The 17,723-nt window shown below is 44.6% G+C and carries 18 protein-coding genes; 10 read left to right on the top strand and 8 right to left on the bottom strand.

All coding sequences use genetic code 11. The features are described from left to right. The first annotated feature begins 80 nt into the window (after positions 1–80). The 5 genes from BMX95_RS25745 to BMX95_RS25725 all read left to right on the top strand — a co-directional run bounded on the left by BMX95_RS25745 (position 81) and on the right by BMX95_RS25725 (position 4,877). Positions 81–674, top strand: a complete 594-nt coding sequence (locus BMX95_RS25745) for an OmpH/Skp family outer membrane protein (RefSeq protein ID WP_081197561.1) — start codon at positions 81–83, stop codon at positions 672–674. Between the two features lie 215 nt (positions 675–889). Beyond that, positions 890–2,320: an APC family permease gene (locus BMX95_RS25740; protein ID WP_081197562.1), complete on the top strand. Its 1,431-nt coding sequence runs from the start codon at positions 890–892 to the stop codon at positions 2,318–2,320. Positions 2,321–2,388: 68 nt separating this feature from the next. Beyond that, positions 2,389–3,384 carry a bifunctional heptose 7-phosphate kinase/heptose 1-phosphate adenyltransferase gene (locus BMX95_RS25735; RefSeq protein ID WP_081197563.1) on the top strand — a complete coding sequence of 332 codons (996 nt, stop codon included), beginning with the start codon at positions 2,389–2,391 and terminating at the stop codon, positions 3,382–3,384. 38 nt (positions 3,385–3,422) lie between these two features. Continuing rightward, entirely contained in the window at positions 3,423–3,821 is a 399-nt protein-coding gene (locus BMX95_RS25730; RefSeq protein WP_262493538.1) for a fructosamine kinase family protein, read from the top strand. Between the two features lie 144 nt (positions 3,822–3,965). Next, complete coding sequence (locus BMX95_RS25725; protein WP_081197565.1) at positions 3,966–4,877, top strand: ribonuclease Z; 912 nt, start codon at positions 3,966–3,968, stop codon at positions 4,875–4,877. A gap of 72 nt (positions 4,878–4,949) precedes the next feature. Here the strand turns inward: BMX95_RS25725 and dapA are convergent, their stop codons facing one another. The 3 genes from dapA to BMX95_RS25710 form a co-directional block, all read right to left on the bottom strand. Then, a complete protein-coding gene (dapA, locus tag BMX95_RS25720; RefSeq protein WP_081197566.1) occupies positions 4,950–5,834 on the bottom strand; it encodes a 4-hydroxy-tetrahydrodipicolinate synthase in 885 nt (294 codons plus the stop codon). 179 nt (positions 5,835–6,013) lie between these two features. Then, positions 6,014–6,991, bottom strand: a complete 978-nt coding sequence (locus BMX95_RS25715; RefSeq protein WP_081197567.1) for an acetyl-CoA carboxylase carboxyltransferase subunit alpha — start codon at positions 6,989–6,991, stop codon at positions 6,014–6,016. A gap of 318 nt (positions 6,992–7,309) precedes the next feature. Then, positions 7,310–10,369, bottom strand: a complete 3,060-nt coding sequence (locus BMX95_RS25710; RefSeq protein ID WP_081197568.1) for a glycoside hydrolase family 2 protein — start codon at positions 10,367–10,369, stop codon at positions 7,310–7,312. Positions 10,370–10,883: 514 nt separating this feature from the next. On the opposite strand from BMX95_RS25710, the gene BMX95_RS25705 reads away from it, so the two are divergent. Continuing rightward, positions 10,884–11,081, top strand: a complete 198-nt coding sequence (locus BMX95_RS25705) for a KTSC domain-containing protein (protein ID WP_081197569.1) — start codon at positions 10,884–10,886, stop codon at positions 11,079–11,081. Here the strand turns inward: BMX95_RS25705 and BMX95_RS25700 are convergent, their stop codons facing one another. Beyond that, complete coding sequence (locus BMX95_RS25700; protein ID WP_081197672.1) at positions 11,082–12,695, bottom strand: Na+/H+ antiporter; 1,614 nt, start codon at positions 12,693–12,695, stop codon at positions 11,082–11,084. Positions 12,696–13,016: 321 nt separating this feature from the next. Further along, positions 13,017–13,181, bottom strand: a complete 165-nt coding sequence (locus tag BMX95_RS35095; RefSeq protein ID WP_165758806.1) for a hypothetical protein — start codon at positions 13,179–13,181, stop codon at positions 13,017–13,019. Positions 13,182–13,288: 107 nt separating this feature from the next. On the opposite strand from BMX95_RS35095, the gene BMX95_RS25695 reads away from it, so the two are divergent. The 4 genes from BMX95_RS25695 to BMX95_RS34655 all read left to right on the top strand — a co-directional run bounded on the left by BMX95_RS25695 (position 13,289) and on the right by BMX95_RS34655 (position 15,913). After that, positions 13,289–13,636, top strand: coding sequence for a hypothetical protein (locus BMX95_RS25695; RefSeq protein WP_133053838.1), 348 nt, complete (start codon positions 13,289–13,291; stop codon positions 13,634–13,636). 88 nt (positions 13,637–13,724) lie between these two features. After that, positions 13,725–14,228, top strand: a complete 504-nt coding sequence (locus tag BMX95_RS25690) for a hypothetical protein (RefSeq protein WP_081197571.1) — start codon at positions 13,725–13,727, stop codon at positions 14,226–14,228. 189 nt (positions 14,229–14,417) lie between these two features. After that, on the top strand, positions 14,418–15,638 hold the full coding sequence (locus tag BMX95_RS25685) for a helix-turn-helix domain-containing protein (RefSeq protein ID WP_081197572.1): 1,221 nt from the start codon (positions 14,418–14,420) through the stop codon (positions 15,636–15,638). A gap of 131 nt (positions 15,639–15,769) precedes the next feature. Continuing rightward, a complete protein-coding gene (locus tag BMX95_RS34655; RefSeq protein WP_143067619.1) occupies positions 15,770–15,913 on the top strand; it encodes a tyrosine-protein phosphatase in 144 nt (47 codons plus the stop codon). Positions 15,914–16,067: 154 nt separating this feature from the next. Here the strand turns inward: BMX95_RS34655 and BMX95_RS25680 are convergent, their stop codons facing one another. The 3 genes from BMX95_RS25680 to BMX95_RS25670 are packed head-to-tail and all read right to left on the bottom strand — an operon-like array spanning position 16,068 to position 17,700. Further along, complete coding sequence (locus BMX95_RS25680) at positions 16,068–16,493, bottom strand: ester cyclase (RefSeq protein WP_081197573.1); 426 nt, start codon at positions 16,491–16,493, stop codon at positions 16,068–16,070. 17 nt (positions 16,494–16,510) lie between these two features. Continuing rightward, positions 16,511–16,936 carry a nuclear transport factor 2-like protein gene (locus BMX95_RS25675; RefSeq protein ID WP_081197574.1) on the bottom strand — a complete coding sequence of 142 codons (426 nt, stop codon included), beginning with the start codon at positions 16,934–16,936 and terminating at the stop codon, positions 16,511–16,513. A gap of 23 nt (positions 16,937–16,959) precedes the next feature. Then, a complete protein-coding gene (locus BMX95_RS25670) occupies positions 16,960–17,700 on the bottom strand; it encodes an SDR family oxidoreductase (RefSeq protein WP_081197575.1) in 741 nt (246 codons plus the stop codon). Positions 17,701–17,723 lie beyond the last annotated feature (23 nt).

Raw genomic sequence — 17,723 nt, 5'->3', positions numbered from 1 at the left:
TTTATTACAGGTTAACCCATTGTTAAAAGTTTTAACAATTCTCTTTACAACCAGATTAATATCTTGCAAAAAAGGCGTTCATGAAAAATATTTCTACTTTATTATCTATTATCGCTCTTGCTCTCATTGGTGTTCTTTTTTACTTCCAGTTTGCCAAAGGAGGCCAACAGAAAAAAGAAGCTGTAAAATCTGATAATAATGCTGCCCCCAGCTTTGCCGTAGCTTACTTCGATATTGATTCCCTGCAGGAACATTATGAATATTTCAAAGATGTTTCAGGCGACATGAAGAAGAAAGAGAATGCCATGAATGCTGAATTGAACGACTTAACGAACAAGTACCAGCGCACCGTTCGTAAATGGCAGGAAAAGGGCAATAACATTACCCAGACTGAAATGGAAACGGCCCAGCGTGAAGTGGGTTTGCAACAACAACAGATCCAGCAACGGAAAGGGGAACTGGAGCAGGAAATGCAAAAACTGCAGGTTGACCGCATGAGTGAACTGCGCAAACAGGTAGAAGAGTTTTTGAAAGATTATAACAAGGACAAGAAGTTCGCTTATATACTGTCTTACGAGCCAGGTTTTATTATTTACTACAAAGATTCTGCTTATAACATTACCGGTGATTTGATCTCAGGATTGAATCAACAATATAAGGATAAGAAGAAATAAGCCATTAGCGTTGAGCGTGAAGCTCCAAAGCGGAAAGCCTGACGCTTACAGGTAAAAGCCTACAGTTTAAAGTAATATGTATTTGCTTTAAGTTGTGGGCTTTTTGCTTTTATCATATTCCCCAAATTGTGGAAATTTGGTGTATCTGCTATTCGAATTAGATTCCCTATCTTGAGCGGATTAAAACCTGATTTACTTACCATTATCTACCTAATATGGCAGAACACGCTTCTACATTTAAACCATCTCTTAGTTTAGTGGACGCTACCATGGTGGTAGCCGGTTCAATGATCGGTTCGGGTATTTTTATCGTTAGTTCAGATATTACCCGCAACGTAGGCAGCGCCGGCTGGATGATCGCCGTTTGGCTGATCACCGGTTTTATGACCATCACCGCGGCAGTAAGCTATGGTGAACTGAGCGGCATGTTTCCTAAAGCAGGCGGCCAGTATGTATATCTTAAAGAAGCATTTAATCCATTGGCCGGCTTTCTGTATGGCTGGAGCTTTTTTGCAGTAATACAAACTGCCACCATTGCAGCAGTAGCCGTAGCCTTTAGTCGCTATACGGCTTATCTAATACCAGAGTTGGGTGAAACCAACATCCTTTTGACCATAGGCAAACTGAAGATCTCTGCTGCACAGGTGTTGGCCATTGCGCTAATTGTATTTCTTACGTATACCAACACCAAGGGTATTAAAGGCGGCAAGATCATTCAAACTACATTTACTACCGTAAAACTATTGTCCTTATTCGGCCTGATCATATTAGGGTTCTTACTGGTAAAACACAGTTTTTGGAGTGAGAACTGGCAAACAGGTATGAATGCAACCCACCTGCAACAGGATGATAAGGGAAACTTTATTAAAGATGGCCAGTGGCTGCCCATTGGCGGTACTGCTTTAATTGGCGCCATTGCTGCGGCGATGGTAGGTTCTATTTTCAGCAGTGATAGCTGGAATAATGTAACCTTTATTGCGGGGGAAATAAAGAACCCAAAAAGAAACATCGGGTTAAGCCTGTTTTTGGGTACCCTGATCGTAACTGTAATTTATGTAACAGCCAACCTCATGTACCTGAATGTACTTCCCTTAAGCCATATTGCTTACCCGGAAGGAGAGCGGGTAGCAGTGGCGGCGGCTACTTCTATTTTTGGTGAAATTGGCGCTTATGTAATTGCGGTGATGATCATGATCAGCACCTTTGGTTGTAACAATGGACTGATACTGGCCGGTGCCCGTGTATATTATACCATGGCTAAAGATGGCCTGTTCTTTAAGAAAACCGGCACATTAAATAAAAATGCAGTTCCCGAATTCGCTTTGTGGATCCAGGCCGCTATGGCGGGTATCCTGTGTTTGAGCGGTAGTTATGGCGACCTGCTGGATATGATCGCTTTTGTGGCCGTACTTTTTTATGCGATAACCATTATAGGCATCTTTATTTTACGCAAAAAGCGCCCGGATGCAGAACGGCCTTATAAAGCCTTTGGCTACCCGGTACTGCCCATTATTTATATCATTCTCGCTTTAGTATTTAGCGTTTTCCTTATACAAATGAAACCACTTTACGCCGGTATTGGGCTGGGAATTGTTTTAACAGGCGTTCCTTTGTACTATATTGCAGTGCGAAATAAAAAGGCCTAGTTACAGGTTCCAGGTTACAGGTGCCAGGGACTTGTAACCTGAAACTTGTAACCTGGAACAGATGTAATATGAGCAAAGTAGATTTCAATAAACTTTTTGAAGGTTTTTCTAATATCAAGGCAGGTGTAATAGGTGATGTGATGCTGGATATTTACTGGTGGGGCCATGTGGAAAGGATTTCGCCCGAAGCGCCGGTGCCGGTAGTAGCACTTGACAAAAAAGAACATCGTATAGGTGGGGCCGGCAATGTGGCATTGAACCTGGCGGCCCTGGGTTCCCAGGTGTCGGTACTGTCGGTGATGGGGGATGACGAAAATGGCCATACCTTAACCGACCTGTTTAATGAATACCACATCAACACAAACTGGGTAGCCAAACAACCCTCCCGTATAACTACTGCCAAAACGCGCATCATAAGCCGTAACCAGCAAATGATGCGGCTGGATGCCGAGATCACCAAGGACCTGAGCACCGATGATGAGAATGCCCTGCTGGAAAAAGTACGCCAGTATATTACCAGCGAAAAGCCACAGGTGATCATCTTTGAAGATTACAATAAAGGCGTATTGACCGAACGCGTGATAAAAGAAGTAACGGCCCTGTGTAAACAACATGGCGTTATTACCACGGTGGATCCCAAACGAAAAAACTTCTTCAGCTACCAGGGCGTCGACATCTTCAAACCTAATTTGAAAGAAGTAAAAGATGGTTTGAACCTGTTGTTGGATGATATCAACCTGAATACCCTGAACGATATTCATCAGCAATTACAAAAGAAATTACAACACGCTATTTCCTTTATCACGCTGTCAGAAAAAGGCGTGTTTTACCAGGAGAACAGCGACTCAAAGATCATCCCCTCACATTTACGGAATATTGCCGATGTATCGGGCGCCGGCGATACGGTGATTGCTGTAGCCTCTCTGATCTATGCTGCTACCAAACGGATTGACCTGATGGCTGAAGTGGCCAATATTGCCGGTGGATTGGTTTGTGAAGAGGTAGGTACGGCAGCAGTCAGTAAAGAAAGATTATTACACGAGTGTAAATTGTTGTTGTCGTGAATGGGTTTGTAAGTTCGTAAGGCCCCCTTACATATCAACTGACCGCTTTACATCAGGTGCAGGGCAAACAGTTTAGACTGGCTACCGACAATTACATGGGCTCGCTGCCGCAAAGCAATCAACTTACTGATAACTGGATTGATTTTTTTATACAGCAAAGGCTGTTGCCACAGGTAAAACTGGCTGTTAACCGTCAATTACCGGAGCCGGTCCAGGTAAAGCAATTTTTTGGCCACCGCAGTATTGATATCGCCATGACCACGCTGTTTGGCGGATTCGACAACCTGTTTTATGAAAGTTACAACTATCATTACCGCCTGCCTGTTAATTACAGACAGCAATGGAAGGTATGCAATTTATACCCCTTGCTTATTCACCTGAATTTATTTGGTAAAAGCTACCTGGCCGACATTGTGCATACAATTGCGCGGTATTGATTTACGTTATGTAAGTATAATGTAATAAGGAGGTAATAAGAGCGTGACAGGTTATGCGGCTATTACATAAATTTGTACAAGGAAATGCAGCAGAATGACTTATGAGGACGTCTTAAACAAAATGATCACCCTTTAACGAATTGAATGCTGGCAGTTACTATACTGGGAAATAATTCTGCTTTACCGGCGTACGACCGGCATCCCACGTCACAAGTGGTGACGCTGGATGATAATCTGTTCCTGGTTGATAGTGGGGAAGGTACCCAGCAACAATTGGTGAAATACCGCATTCGCTGGTCACGGATCAACTATATTTTCATTTCCCACCTGCACGGTGACCATTATTTTGGTTTACCGGGTTTATTACACAGCATGGGCCTGCTGCATCGCGAAAACGAGCTGCATTTGTTCGCCCCGGCTCCCTTAAAACAAATACTGGACCTGCAACTGGAAGCTGCCTCCAATCAATTGTCGTATCCCTTGCATTTTCATCCGCTGGAAGGAGAAGGGGTAATTGTGCAGAATGATAAATTTAAGGTAACCTGTTTCGCCACCAAACACCGCATCCCCTGCTGGGGTTTCCGATTTGACCAGGTACGGGCACCCCGCCGCGTAAATCCTGAAAAGGCGATTGAATACGGTGTACCAGCCGCATTTTACGACCGGCTGAAATGGGGTGAGAATTATACCACCAAAGCAGGTGAGGTGATAGAAAACGAATGGGTAACCAATCCGGGGGTGAAACCGTTGTCATATGCCTATTGTGCCGATACCATTTACGATGAAGAATTGATAGAAAAGGTAAAAGGGGTTGATCTGTTATACCACGAAACCACTTATTTAAAAGACCTGGAAACAAGAGCGGCCATGCGTTTTCATTCCACCACCAATCAGGCTGCCCGTATAGCCAAGAACGCCAACGTAGGCCGTTTGCTCATTGGTCATTTTAGTTCTAAATACGATAAGCTGGAGGTGTTTGAACAGGAAGCGATCGAGGTATTCCCCAATACCAGTCTGGCGTTGGAAGGCGTGACTTTTAGAGCCCCACTTAAATAAATGACTTCTTTAAATGAAAATGTCGAATGTGTATTGCAACATTCGACATTTAAAATTCAATATTAAATATTTCTAATTGTTTTTCAGGAACGCTTTCACCTGCTCATGCAATCCTTCACTCAACGGCAACATGGGTAAACGCAGGGCGTTTTCGAGCAGGTTCAGGTCAGCCATAAATGCTTTTACGCCGGCTGGATTGTTTTCAGCAAACATCAGTTCGTAAGCCTGGATCAGCACATCATTCAGCGATTTGGCTGCTTTGAAATCGCCTTTCAAACACTGGCGCACCATGTGGGTGAACTGTTTGGGGAAGGCATTGGCGGCTACGCTGATCACACCATCCATTCCACAGGCAATTTGCGGTAAAACCAGGGCGTCGTCGCCACTTACTACCAGGAAGTTCTCGGGGCGGTCGCGCAGGATCTGCATGCACTGGGCCATATCGCCGCTGGCTTCTTTAATACCACCAATATTGGCCACTTCATTAGCCAGACGCAGGGTAGTGGCGGCAGTCATGTTACGACCGGTGCGGCCTGGAACATTGTACAGCAATATTGGTTTAGGCGAAGCGGCTGCCAGCGCTTTGTAGTGCTGGAAGATGCCTTCCTGCGAAGGTTTGTTATAATAAGGGCTGGCGCTTAAAACAGCGGTCGCTTTATCTAAAGGGAAAGTTTCCAGTTCTTTTATTAATTCAGCGGTGTTGTTACCACCGATGCCCACTACCACGGGAACGCGGTTGTTTACTTTCTCATAAGTAAACCGAACAATTGCGATCTTTTCTTCTTTGCTGAGGGTAGGAGTTTCACCAGTGGTGCCGAGTGTTACCACATATTCAGTTCCACCATCGATAACATGGTCAATGACTTTGCTTAACGCATCGAGATCGACTTCTGTATTTGATTTGAACGGGGTGACCAGTGCCACGCCGGTGCCATATAATGATTGACGAAGAGACATAATCTTAAGGTTGGGCCCGATAATGTACCGGGAGCGATTTAAGTTTTGAATGTTGGTATAAGCTGAGTAACGATAAGAATGTACAAGTGAGTGACACAACCGGTGATGACCAGTGATGTTATAGCTGGTTCCGCCTACACCAAAGTTTCGGCGGATAAAGCAAATTCACTCAAAGACAACTAGGCCGGTAATTCGTCCCAGAAGCCCATCTTGCTAAACTTATCGATTCGCTTTCGAACACGCTCTTCAGGATCCATCGCCTTCAGCTCGTTGATGGTGTTAATGAGGTAAGGTTTCAATAAGCCCGCAGCCTCATCGTAATTCCAATGAGCGCCGCCTACAGGCTCGGGAATGATACCATCAATTAATCCAAATTCATGCATATAATCGGCAGTGAGTTTTAACTGTTCGGCTGCTTTTTCTTTCTGGTCCCAGCTGCGCCAAAGAATGGAGCTGCAGCTTTCAGGTGAAATAACTGTATACCAGGTATTTTCAAGCATGAACACTTTGTCGCCAACGCCAATTCCCATAGCACCGCCGGAGGCTCCCTCACCAATGATCACACACACCACCGGTACTTTAAGCCGCATCATTTCATAAATGTTACGGGCAATGGCTTCACCCTGTCCTCTTTCTTCCGCTTCGAGACCTGGGTAGGCACCGGGCGTATCGATGAGGGTTATAATTGGTTTGTCGAACTTCTCAGCCAGTTTCATCAGCCGCAGGGCTTTGCGATATCCTTCCGGATTAGCCATGCCAAAATTGCGCAATTGACGCGCCTTGGTATTGATACCCTTTTGCTGACCAATGATCATTACGGTTTGACCATCGAGGTTGGCGAAACCACCCACCATGGCCTTATCATCTTTAACATTACGGTCGCCAAACAGTTCCACAAAATCGGTGGAAAGTTTGGAGATATATTTCATGGTGTACGGACGGTCGGGGTGGCGGCTCAACTGCACTTTTTGCCAGGGCGTAAGGTTTTGTGTAATAGCCTTACGGGTTTCCAGCACACGCTCTTCGAGTTTCTTAATAGGGTCAGTTAGATCCAGTTTGCTCTTTTCGGCCTTTTGCTTCAAACCTTCTATATCATCAAAAAGATCTTTGATCGGTTTTTCAAAATCCAGGAACTGACGGTTTTTATCTTGCGGCATAGGCAGTGATAATAAGCTGTAAAATTAAGGGATGAAGGATTTTTTATGAAAGTTTTCTACAAACGCCCCATTTCACGTGACTGCCTGCAAAATCGCGGATTTTGACAAACAGCGGCTTACTTCGCTTACGTTTTCAGAACTCATTGTTAATGAGCACTATTTAACGTACACCCGGGGAATTTATGATATACTTTCCGGTTTTTAAAGGTTGCAAATGTAGTGGGAAAACGGGATATTTCGCCCTGTAGCGTCCTGATGGGGAGAAGTTAGGCCTTCTCCCCATAGTTTATTAACTAAATTTTCTATATCAAAAAGTCGCTAATTCTTCAACATATTCAGCAGTAATTGCTGGCCAACAATATTGGCGCTGTTCTTTTGTGAGTTATTGAAGGTGGCCAGGGAGGCATTTTCCCCATCGCCTTCGGCCTTCTTTTCCAGTTTTACATCTTTGATACAAGAGAAGATATCCAGTGCACATACAATGATCTTACCCCGGCCGTGTGGAATAATGCTTAACGCTGAAAATACCTCAGGTTTGTGGTCGCTTACGCAGGCTACTACACAGTCGCCGGTATTCAAACGCAAACCTAAGCGGCTTTTATTATACGTTGCAAAACACTGGTACTCCCAGTTGAAGACACAAGCCTGGGGCAAGCCATTGAACAAGGCATGTTGTTTGGAAAAATAATTACCGCCATACCACGATGTGCCCAGCACTTTTGATCCGCGGTAATCGAATACTTCTTTTTTTGCCAGGTGGTCGGCCCAATGTTCGCTGTTGTTTACAACAATTAAAGTATTGCCATTATTTACCCATTCCAGTATATCGGTTACCAGTGGATTACCGGTTTGCTGTGGTTCAAAGGCGCCAATCACCAGTACTTTGCCTTCGGGTTTGCCTCCGCGGTAGTTTTTGAATGGTTTGAACCCAATGCTGCTAAAATAATTACTCAGCACGCCGCTGGTATCGGCCAATTGCACTTCTTGCGGAATGCCGGTGGTATTCAGTTGAACCGCGTACAGCTCATCCTGCCCGGTGGCAAGGATGGTGCTGCCATTTACCAGTTTCGCTGTAATGGTGGTATAACCAGGAGCAGGCGCTGCGAAGGGATTGCCGGCTGATAATAACTGTCCATAAACCGCACCGCCCTTCACTTCAACCGGAATGGTTTTGTGCCAGCCGGTTTCGCCTTTGGCGTTACGTGCTGATACTTCGAGGTTGTAATTTCCGTTGATGTTCTTTTCATTTACAAGATACAGATCGATGGTAGTGGTATCGCCCACGGCCAGTACTTTGTGATTGAGTTTAACGGCCACATATAAGGGCTGGTTGTATTGGGCAATAAGTTCGGGGTCGCCTTTCAGGTTACGGTAGTTATCTACAATGCCCGAGTGGTTTTCGAGCTTCATACTTTCCCAACCATTTACGGCATACCCATCGGTAATGTTATTGATACGAACATTCTCGATCACCCGGCCCTGATAATAATAAGCCACATTACCCATTTTACGGGTGAGGCTGTCTACATTAGGGAAGTCTTTGCTGAATCCGTTGTTTTTAAGAAATGAATCATATCCATCGTACCATTTCAGGTAGCTGTCGGTTTCCCAGCCAATGTCTTTTCCTCTTTTTAAAATAGCATCACGAATCAATTGCAGGCGGGGTGGGGTACCAATGGCACCTTCTTCGCCCCAGTAGTCGATCTCGTTTTTGTGATCGGTATATTTTGCATAGGAAGTGGGGTTGGAATACAGGTTGTCGTGGTACACCCCGGGACCACCGGCATGGTGCTGATCGAACCAGCCATAGTCATAGAACGTAGTATCGAAGGGCAGCAGGTGCAGTTTGTATTTAGGATCGGGTTCGTTCAGTTTTATATTTCCGTTGCAGGAGTTATAGGTGATAATGCGGGAATCATCCAGGGTATGGCCGGCCATCATTTCAGCGCGGTCGATGGCTGTTGGCTGGGCGCCGCGCTCGTTGTGCATGTTATAAATGATCAGGGCAGGATGGCTTCTGTCGCGGCGTACCATGCGCAGGAATTTTTCGGTACGGGCCGTGAGGTAGAACAAAGTTTGTTTTTTCTCCAGGTCGTTTTTGGGGTTGAAGAGGTTATCAGGGTATGAATTACCACCGGGTTCTTCAAAGTATAACAGACCCAGTTCATCGGCATAATCGAGCACATTACGTTGCCCGATGGTACGGTGAAAATTAAGCATGTTCAAACCAAGGCGTTTGGCATCCATGACCTGTTTTTTGGCCAGCTCATCTGAAGGTGCAATACCATTCTCTGGCCAAAAGCCCCAGGAGATAGAGGTGCGTAATACAATACGTTTGTTGTTTAAATAGAATTGTTGATCGCCAGCAATGTCTTTTATTTCGAACCAGCGGAAACCGAAACGCTGTCCGGTGCTGTCGAGCGTGTTGTTGCTGCCTTCCCAGCGAACGGTGGCTATATACAGGTTCGGACTATCGACGCTCCACAATTTTGCTGCGGGCAGTTTTACGGTGATGTTTTTTGTAGAGGCACCGGGTTCCAGTTGTACACCGGTGATGACCTGTTGAAACACGGATCTTTTTTGTGCGGAGGCTTCGCGGATGTCAACGACGTACTTGCCAGTCGCTGCACTGATGCTGGTATTTTGCGCGGTTACCTGTACATCCACTTCGGTGATGGCGGGTTTGTTCTTTACAAAAATGTCATCGATGAAAACACGGTCCGTTGCTACCAGTTTTACTTTGCCGGTAATGCCGCCAAAACCATGGGTGGGTTGGGTGCGGTATGCGCCCCACATAAAATTCTGGCTGTCGCGCCAGTCGAAGTTGCCATTGGGATCGGTGATGCGGATGGCTATTTCGTTATTGGCGCCAGGTTTTGCGGCTTCGGTTATATCTACATCGAATGGAGTTCCGGGCACTACATCGTAACCGCAAAGTTTTCTGTTTACAAAAACTTCGGCACGAAAGCGGGCGCTTTCAAAATGCAGCACCAGGCGTTTGCCTTTCATGGCTGGCGGAACTGCTATATTGGTTGTGAACCACGATACGCCCAAATAATTTCCGGCCAGTCCAAAATTGTTGCCATTGCGGGCCCAGTAATATTCTTCAACAGTAGTGGGGAGATGAACCAGGCGGCCACTGGCTGTTTGTAAAGTTTGCCAGCCACCGGTAGGTTCGTGAACAGGGAGTTTACTAATGTCGACCGGTGGGGTATATAGCGAATCGTTTTCCCAGGTGGCGGCGGTGTCGAGCCATAGTTTCCAGTTGTTTTGAGACAGGTCTTTTTCCTGCCGGCCTTTTTGTTGTGCTATTCCTTTCAGGGTGGTTAATAGAAGAACACCCATTATCCATAGTGGCACCAGTCGTTTGATCAGCATGTATGTACGTTGTTTATTTCAAAACTATATTATCCTCATTATGTGAAGGTTCGTTTTTATTCCAAATAGGTATAAATTCTGGTATGGGGAAGGGTTGAGCAGTTAACAGATTGACGAGTTGACAAGGAAAGCAGCATGGGCGACGTGAAATCCTGGGATGTCATAAGATTTTCCCAGGATTTTGGTCCGTATCCCGGGGTTTTACCCTGTTTTCCCAGGAAAACAGGGTAAAACCCCGGGAAAATCTATGTTTTTCCCGGGAAAATGGTGTGAAATCCTGGGAAAACATATGATTTCTCCGGGAAAATAGGGTGAAACCCCGGGAAAATAGATCATTTTCCCGGGATAAAAAGCAAAATCCCGGTGTAGTGTAACCTGGGTAACTATTCTGACTCAAGGAGATGCTGCAGGGCGGCAATTGCTTTCTTCATATCAATGCCTTTGCCAAGCACCGGCTTAAAGATATCGCCCTGTTCTTTGAGGCGGGCAGGCATAATTTTTTTGCAGGTAGGGTATGCCTTCGTCGGTGGTAGCCCATATGCATTATTTCCCCGAATCAGCTATCCTGCGGATCACCTACACCTCCGGGGCAATATATGATTATTTAAAAGTGCCCGCAGCCATTTATGAGGCGATGAAGAAAGCTACCTCTAAGGGATCTTACCTGAATACCGTTATTAAAAGACGATTTGCCTGTAAGAAAATAACCTGATTAATTTTTCTCGGCAACCAGTTTTTCCCTGATCTTGTATTCTTCCATATCAATGAGCGACATATACTTTCTGATCAGTTCTTCATCGTATTCCTGCAGGTGATTTACCTGGTTCAGGGCAGCGCGTTGTTTTTCCAACAACTCCAGGTAAATGAGTTGAAAATTCCTGAGCCCTGTTTCAGGATTACTGGCCGATGAGTTTAATTGTTCGGTCAATAATTTCAGATCGATCTTCAGTCGCTCATGCAGGTTCTTCAGGTGTTCGCTTACATTCTTTCCTTCGTGGGCTTTTTCTTCCAGGAATTCAATAGAACATTTGGCAATCTTTTTTTGAATGTTCAATTCCTGAATATTTTCCGGTATGGTATTACGAACTGGTACGGGTTTTAATTTCCTGATGAGCCAGGGAAGTGTAAGCCCCTGAAATACCAGCGTTACCAATATTACAATAAACGTTATGAAAAGGATGAGGTTGCGATAGGGAAAGGCCTGGTTGTTGTCCATAAGCAATGGAACCGATAAGGCCGCTGCAAGCGACACCACGCCGCGCATGCCGGCCCAGCCTATGATAAGCGGGTTACGCCAACCCGGACTGTTATCAGCTACTGTAATATACCGGCTCATAAATACAGTAAACACAGATGCACCCAGGGTGCAAAGAATGCGGCAAATGATCAGGGCCAGGGAAATGGTTAATCCGTACCCAATGGCGCTGCCCAAACTGATATTACCCAACTGATTTACGATAGAAGGCAATTGTAAGCCAATCAGCATAAACACCAGTCCGTTCAATACAAATACCAGGTTGGCCCATACGTTCACGCCTTCAATACGGCTGCGATAACTTAACATGCGGTGCCGGTGAGCTGATAATAACAAACCGCCGCTTACTACAGATAGTACACCTGAAAAATGATAATGTTCTGCGGTGTAGTACATGCAATAGGGCACTACCAGGGTGAGAATGATCTCGATGCTGGGTGTAGTGGGCAGCCACTTGTGAATGGCAAAGAAAATAAAACCAATGGCCAGTCCGATGAGCGTGCCCATTATGATTACCAGGAAAAAGCTGCCAACAGCTTCCGACATATGAAACTGTCCGGTGATCACGGCCGCAATGGCAAACCGGAAAACAATAAGCGAAGAAGCGTCATTGAGCAGGCTTTCGCCTTCAACAATACTCATCAATCCTTTGGGGGCTTTAACCTGCCTCATAATAGTGCTGGCTGAAATAGCATCGGGCGGGGACACAATACCACCCAGTAAAAATCCCAATGCCAGCGTAAACCCGGGTATACAGGCCCAGGAAACAATGGCTATTACGGAGGAAGTAAGAATTACAATGGGAAAGGCAAAACTCGTTATGACCCGCCGCCATTTCCAGAATTCTTTCCACGACACCTGCCAGGCAGAATCAAACAGCAGGGGTGGCAGAAAAATAAAGAAAACCAGTTCGGGGTCTATGGTGATGTTCGAAAAAGTAGTCGTAAAACTGAATGCCAGTCCGCCCACAACCAATACGATGGGATAAGCCAGTCGCAGCCGGTTGGCAACCATAACCAGCGCCAGAATAATTAAGATGAGATAAACATATTGGATAAAAAGGTGCTGCATGAGTCGGGTGTTAGGTATAAAAATAATAAAACGCACCCACATTGTATCAATCCAGTGAGTGCGTTTTTATTTGTATGCGCTATTTCCGAACAGGAAAAAAACAGGCCACCAACAAGGGTACGGTGACTAACAGCAATAAATACCATTTTGAATTATCAACAAATCCCTGCTCGCATGCAATGGCGCTTGCCAATATCAAAATAATGGCCATAGATCTTCCTGCAGAAACAGATTGTTGCTTCCGGCACATGACAATAGTTTACAGGTTAATTACTGAAAATAATTAATTATTGATCAATGATGTTCCCAAGCCCTGAACAATCAGGCCTGGGCAAACCTGTTGAAGTCTTTATAAGTGGAGAAGTAATACAGGTGCGGACAAAAAGGAACAAACTCAGGGAATGACCAGGTCACACTATTACTGATGTCAAGTATAATGTACCTGACGATGGTAGTAATATAAGTATGTAAATAAGTTCCGGTCATTTAATCAAACATACAAAAAAAATAGTGATTGCTTCGTTAAAACATCGGCTTGTTTATTAAACACCCTTTCGCTTGTATTTGCGCATATATTAGGCTACATTTGTCGCGTGAGGTATTTATTTACGATATTGATATTATTTGTTCAACTGGTAAGGTGTTTTACTGCTGAGGCAGGTACACCGTTGCCTGAAAATAATATAGCTCACCAAAAAAGTGCTTCATTACTGGCAGATGATCTTTTACCCGATCATTTTGCTGAAGTAGCGCATGCTATTCAGTTTACCTGCGTTGCGTCTACCATCAGGGACCATCGCGACTCCGATGGCTCTATTACCTTGGTACGGCTGAGTAATTATAATGCCGGCGATCTGCACAAGCGCATCAAAGCTTTCTCAGTACCACATTCATCTTCGTTTATACGGCTACTCTTGTTTCCCAATCACTACTTCTGGTAAGCGCTGTTTTACTTTTTTGAACAGCACCCTAAAGGTTAATGGTCTGAAGGATCATTAACGGCATTGTATTACCTAAACTTATTTAACTATGTCAGACGTAGTGATTGTACTATTGCTATTAGTACCTATAATAGTTGTTGTTATTATATTGAATAACGCCAATAAAAGACGTATAAAGAAAGCGCAGAAACGAATAAATACTTACATCACAGAAGCCACCCGGCAAACCGGCATCACCAATTACTATCGTAAACAGTTGGTGCATCAAACCCTGATCATCGATGAAAAAGGCGGCAAACTTTTGATCGTTGAGCACAATGGCATTTTTTCATTTGAGGTTTTTCAGCTCGATGCAGTCAGCGGGAATATAGTTGTGAATATTAAGCAGCCATTTATAATAGAAGGGAAGGAACAGAAAAAAGAGCACATTACTACCAGGATTGGTGTAGAACTCAAATTCAGAAAAGTGGAGGGGGCCAGATTCCTTAAGTTGTACGATCACCTCGAGCACAATGTATATATGATAGCTGATTTTGAAAAGGAAGCGCATCAGATACGTGAAAAGATTGAGCACGCGAGAGTTGGAAATTAGTTTCTATGAAAAACCGGAGGCGCTGCAAAAATAATTAGTAATCCGTACGCTCATTGTTTTTCATATGTCATGGTGTGTACCGCTTTCTGACGAAAGGGATCCGGTGCAGCGGGTCCCCTTTATTTTGCCTGTGTTTGAAATATTACGTGCTTAACTATAAGATAATATTGCGCCGGTACCTTTACCAGCATGGAGTACATCATTGCATTAGGCGCATTTCAGGCTTTGATCGCCCTGTCGCTGTTTATAGGCAACAGAAAAAGAAAACCTGCAGACTCACTGCTGAACTGGTTATTGATCTGTTTGTTTTCGCATTTGACCATCAAGTTCATCATTTATGCAGTTTCTGAAAATGCAATGATCCAGAACGCGTTCAATACATTTATTGATCTGGCTTATGGCCCCTTGTTGTGGATGTATACCAATAAAGTGTTGAACGATCGCTATCGCCCACAGCGATATTTTTACCTGTTGTTGCCTACCCTGGCTGCAGCCTGTGTGTTCTTCACCATTGCGGTAAAAATAATTTACCATCCGGCAAAGGCCGAAAGTTTACTGGCTTATTATAATAACATAACCGGTTATCTCATACTGGCTTCCGGCATTATTTACCCGGTAATGACGCTGATGCTTTGCTATCGCATGCCTGCGTTTTGGCGAAGTGAGCAACAATTGATCCGCAGAATGTCAACCTGTTTCCTGGTGGGGCCCGCTCTTTGGTTAATTGTCAATATTATTCAGCCATTTCAATTACTCAATACCCACGACCTGCATATTATTATTCGCATTGTTGCCTACTCTAATTTACTGCTGATGAGTGTATTCATCATCCGGTATCGGATGGTTATGCAGGCGATCAATAACGAAACAGGTGATGATGTTGAATTACCGGTTCCACCCGATATGCCCGAACCGGTTATGCTGGTACAGGAAAAAGAGAATTTATCAGTGACGGTTCAACCGGTATCGATGACGCGAAAGGCGGTTTTGTCGGAAACCCAGCAAGCCCTGATCGCCGAACGGCTGGCACTTTTGATGGAAGAAAAGAAAGTGTATAGTGATCCTGATCTCACCCTCGAAAAACTGGCGTCGCTGATGAAAACGCCCCGGCATCATTTATCGGAAGTGTTGAATCAATACCTGCACCGGTCGTTTTATCAGTTCATCAATGATTACCGCATGCAGAAAGTATTGAACCTGCTCGATCAATGCCGCCGCCAGGAAGTGACCCCTAATATTCTGTCAATTGCCTATGAAGCCGGTTTCAACTCCAAATCGGCCTTTAACCAGTACTTCAAAAAGACCACCGGCTTTACGCCTACCGAATACCTGAAACAGTCGGGTGACAGCGTTTCGGTGAGTATAAAAGAAGCATTATCGGCGTTACAGCGGTCTGTACAAACCCATTGACGGGAAAAGATATTGGGGCTTTGATTCACCCGATGGTGTTGGCGGAGATGCGCTGTATTTTGACCTTGGGTTAAAGAATGCCACCGAAGTGATGGATGACACCAAATTGACGCATAGACGCCACTGAGAAATTGAAAATAGTTGCTGGCGTTCGTAATGAATATACCCGCATGGAGCTGAATGGCGCCAAGGCCACTACCGCCACAAAATATGGCTCCGTTGAAAGATTCATGGAACAGGAACTGGGATTGGGTAAAAAAGAACTGGAGCAATAGAGAAAGAAGTATACGATTTAAAGGTTTTGTGTAACATGAAATAGAAAGGCCATCCGCAGTTAACGGATGGCCTTTCTATTTCAAATGCATTTTAACACAAAAAGAGCCTTATCTATGATAAGTCTCTCCTGTGCGAACTAAACGGAATTTCGAGTCAAATCAGCTGCTTGTATACTTCAAAGGCGCTTCTTTCTACCCAGTTATGCGCCAGCTTATTGTCTCTGATCTCCCAGATAGCTGTCCCGGTTAGTTCTATCGGTTTTCCATTGGGTGTAATGCCGAACATACCGTTATGATAACCCGTAAATTTCCAACGCGATACTACTCTTGTTCCATCCTTGCTTTCAAATATTTCCAGGTTCTCCAGTTTGCTGTCGGTGACGGTTTTTAAAAAACCTGCCACCCAGGCTTTAAAGTTATCACGGCCAATAATGTCTTTGCCTGAATTGGTAATAATGAAATCTTCTACCATTAATTCGTCAATCAGGTCCAGGTTGTACGGTGGGCTCCATACATTGTTCCAGAAATGAAGCACTTTTTCTACGGGTGATAAATTATCCAGTTCTCTTTTATTGCTCATGGCATTATTTTTAGGTATTAATATTCAGCCTGACCTATTTCCAGTTTGTATATTTTGCTATTGGCATCGAGGTGAAATTTGAAATAGGTTTTGAAATTGCCCCAGGTGTCGCTGTGGAAGTGACCAAAGATGGAACGGCCGCTGTCCTTTACAATGTCTACACTGGTAAACCGTTCGTGCCCAATGGCTTTTGTAGAGAAGTTTTGAAAATTCCGGGGATGGCCATCATCCAGCAACTGGGCGTCGGCGGTGAAAAAAGAAAGCCACAATTTTGAATCACCTGCCTGCCAGGCTTCAAAGGCTGCTTTTACTGTTGGGTTCGACAATTTGCTGGTATCCATACTTATATTTTTTGATTGGTTATTGATTTTTTCCTTTTGTGCTTCGGCACCCATACAACCTGTGAGCAAAGCAAAGGCTATCAAAATTGTTGGGATGTACATGGTTGAAAGTTTATGGTGGGTTATTAAGCCATAGCGCCATTTACACCAATGGTTTGTCCGCTGATCCATTTGGCATCATCACTGGCCAGGAAAACGATCACCGGAGCAATATCACCTACTTCAGCCAACCGGTTAAAGGCATTCAATGCAGCCTGACGGGCGATCATCTCAGGGCTTTTACCTTCCATGTATAATTCGGTATTGGTAGGGCCAGGCAATACAGCGTTCACTGTAATCCCTCTTGAACCCATTTCTTTGGCAAATACGCGGGTCAATTGTTCAACGGCGCCTTTGGAAGCAACGTAGGTTCCGTAAGTAGGCACCATGGCGCGGGTTAAAGTGGAAGAAGTATTGATAATAGTACCACCGTCGGCCAATCGGGTAGCGGCTTCGCGCATGGTGTTGAAGGTACCGCGTACGTTTGTATTGAACTGGCGGTCGAAATCTTCATCAGTGGTATCTTTCAGCAACTTCATGATCATTACACCGGCGTTGTTGATAAGCACGTCAATTTTGCCATAGTGCGCAATAGCGGTATCGAATAAGGCAGTTACCTCAGCTGCTTTGCTAACATCGGCTTTAACGGCAATAGCATCGCCACCTTTATCTTTTATTTCCTGTACTGTTTTCTCCGCAGCAGCCTGGCTACCGGCATAATTGATGATCACTTTGGCGCCTTCGGCAGCGATCAGTTGGGCAGTGGCAGCGCCTATTCCTTTTGAAGCACCGGTAATCAATACTACTTTGTTATTTAACCTGTTCATAATTCTTTGTTTTATTGTTTGAT

This window comes from Niastella yeongjuensis, from assembly GCF_900110245.1.
GTDB lineage: Bacteria > Bacteroidota > Bacteroidia > Chitinophagales > Chitinophagaceae > Niastella > Niastella yeongjuensis.
The sequence above is the reverse complement of the archived record's forward strand: the minus strand, read 5'-3'. Positions and strand labels throughout refer to the sequence as shown.

Bases quoted from the DNA above. Each gene is read 5' to 3' on its own strand.
- BMX95_RS25745 (WP_081197561.1), top strand. From the start codon at position 81: ATGAAAAATATTTCTACTTTATTATCTATTATCGCTCTTGCTCTCATT.
- BMX95_RS25740 (WP_081197562.1), top strand. From the start codon at position 890: ATGGCAGAACACGCTTCTACATTTAAACCATCTCTTAGTTTAGTGGAC.
- BMX95_RS25735 (WP_081197563.1), top strand. From the start codon at position 2,389: ATGAGCAAAGTAGATTTCAATAAACTTTTTGAAGGTTTTTCTAATATC.
- BMX95_RS25725 (WP_081197565.1), top strand. From the start codon at position 3,966: ATGCTGGCAGTTACTATACTGGGAAATAATTCTGCTTTACCGGCGTAC.
- dapA (WP_081197566.1), bottom strand. From the start codon at position 5,834: ATGTCTCTTCGTCAATCATTATATGGCACCGGCGTGGCACTGGTCACC.
- BMX95_RS25715 (WP_081197567.1), bottom strand. From the start codon at position 6,991: ATGCCGCAAGATAAAAACCGTCAGTTCCTGGATTTTGAAAAACCGATC.
- BMX95_RS25710 (WP_081197568.1), bottom strand. From the start codon at position 10,369: ATGCTGATCAAACGACTGGTGCCACTATGGATAATGGGTGTTCTTCTA.
- BMX95_RS25705 (WP_081197569.1), top strand. From the start codon at position 10,884: ATGCCTTCGTCGGTGGTAGCCCATATGCATTATTTCCCCGAATCAGCT.
- BMX95_RS25700 (WP_081197672.1), bottom strand. From the start codon at position 12,695: ATGCAGCACCTTTTTATCCAATATGTTTATCTCATCTTAATTATTCTG.
- BMX95_RS35095 (WP_165758806.1), bottom strand. From the start codon at position 13,181: ATGACCGGAACTTATTTACATACTTATATTACTACCATCGTCAGGTAC.
- BMX95_RS25690 (WP_081197571.1), top strand. From the start codon at position 13,725: ATGTCAGACGTAGTGATTGTACTATTGCTATTAGTACCTATAATAGTT.
- BMX95_RS25685 (WP_081197572.1), top strand. From the start codon at position 14,418: ATGGAGTACATCATTGCATTAGGCGCATTTCAGGCTTTGATCGCCCTG.
- BMX95_RS25680 (WP_081197573.1), bottom strand. From the start codon at position 16,493: ATGAGCAATAAAAGAGAACTGGATAATTTATCACCCGTAGAAAAAGTG.
- BMX95_RS25675 (WP_081197574.1), bottom strand. From the start codon at position 16,936: ATGTACATCCCAACAATTTTGATAGCCTTTGCTTTGCTCACAGGTTGT.
- BMX95_RS25670 (WP_081197575.1), bottom strand. From the start codon at position 17,700: ATGAACAGGTTAAATAACAAAGTAGTATTGATTACCGGTGCTTCAAAA.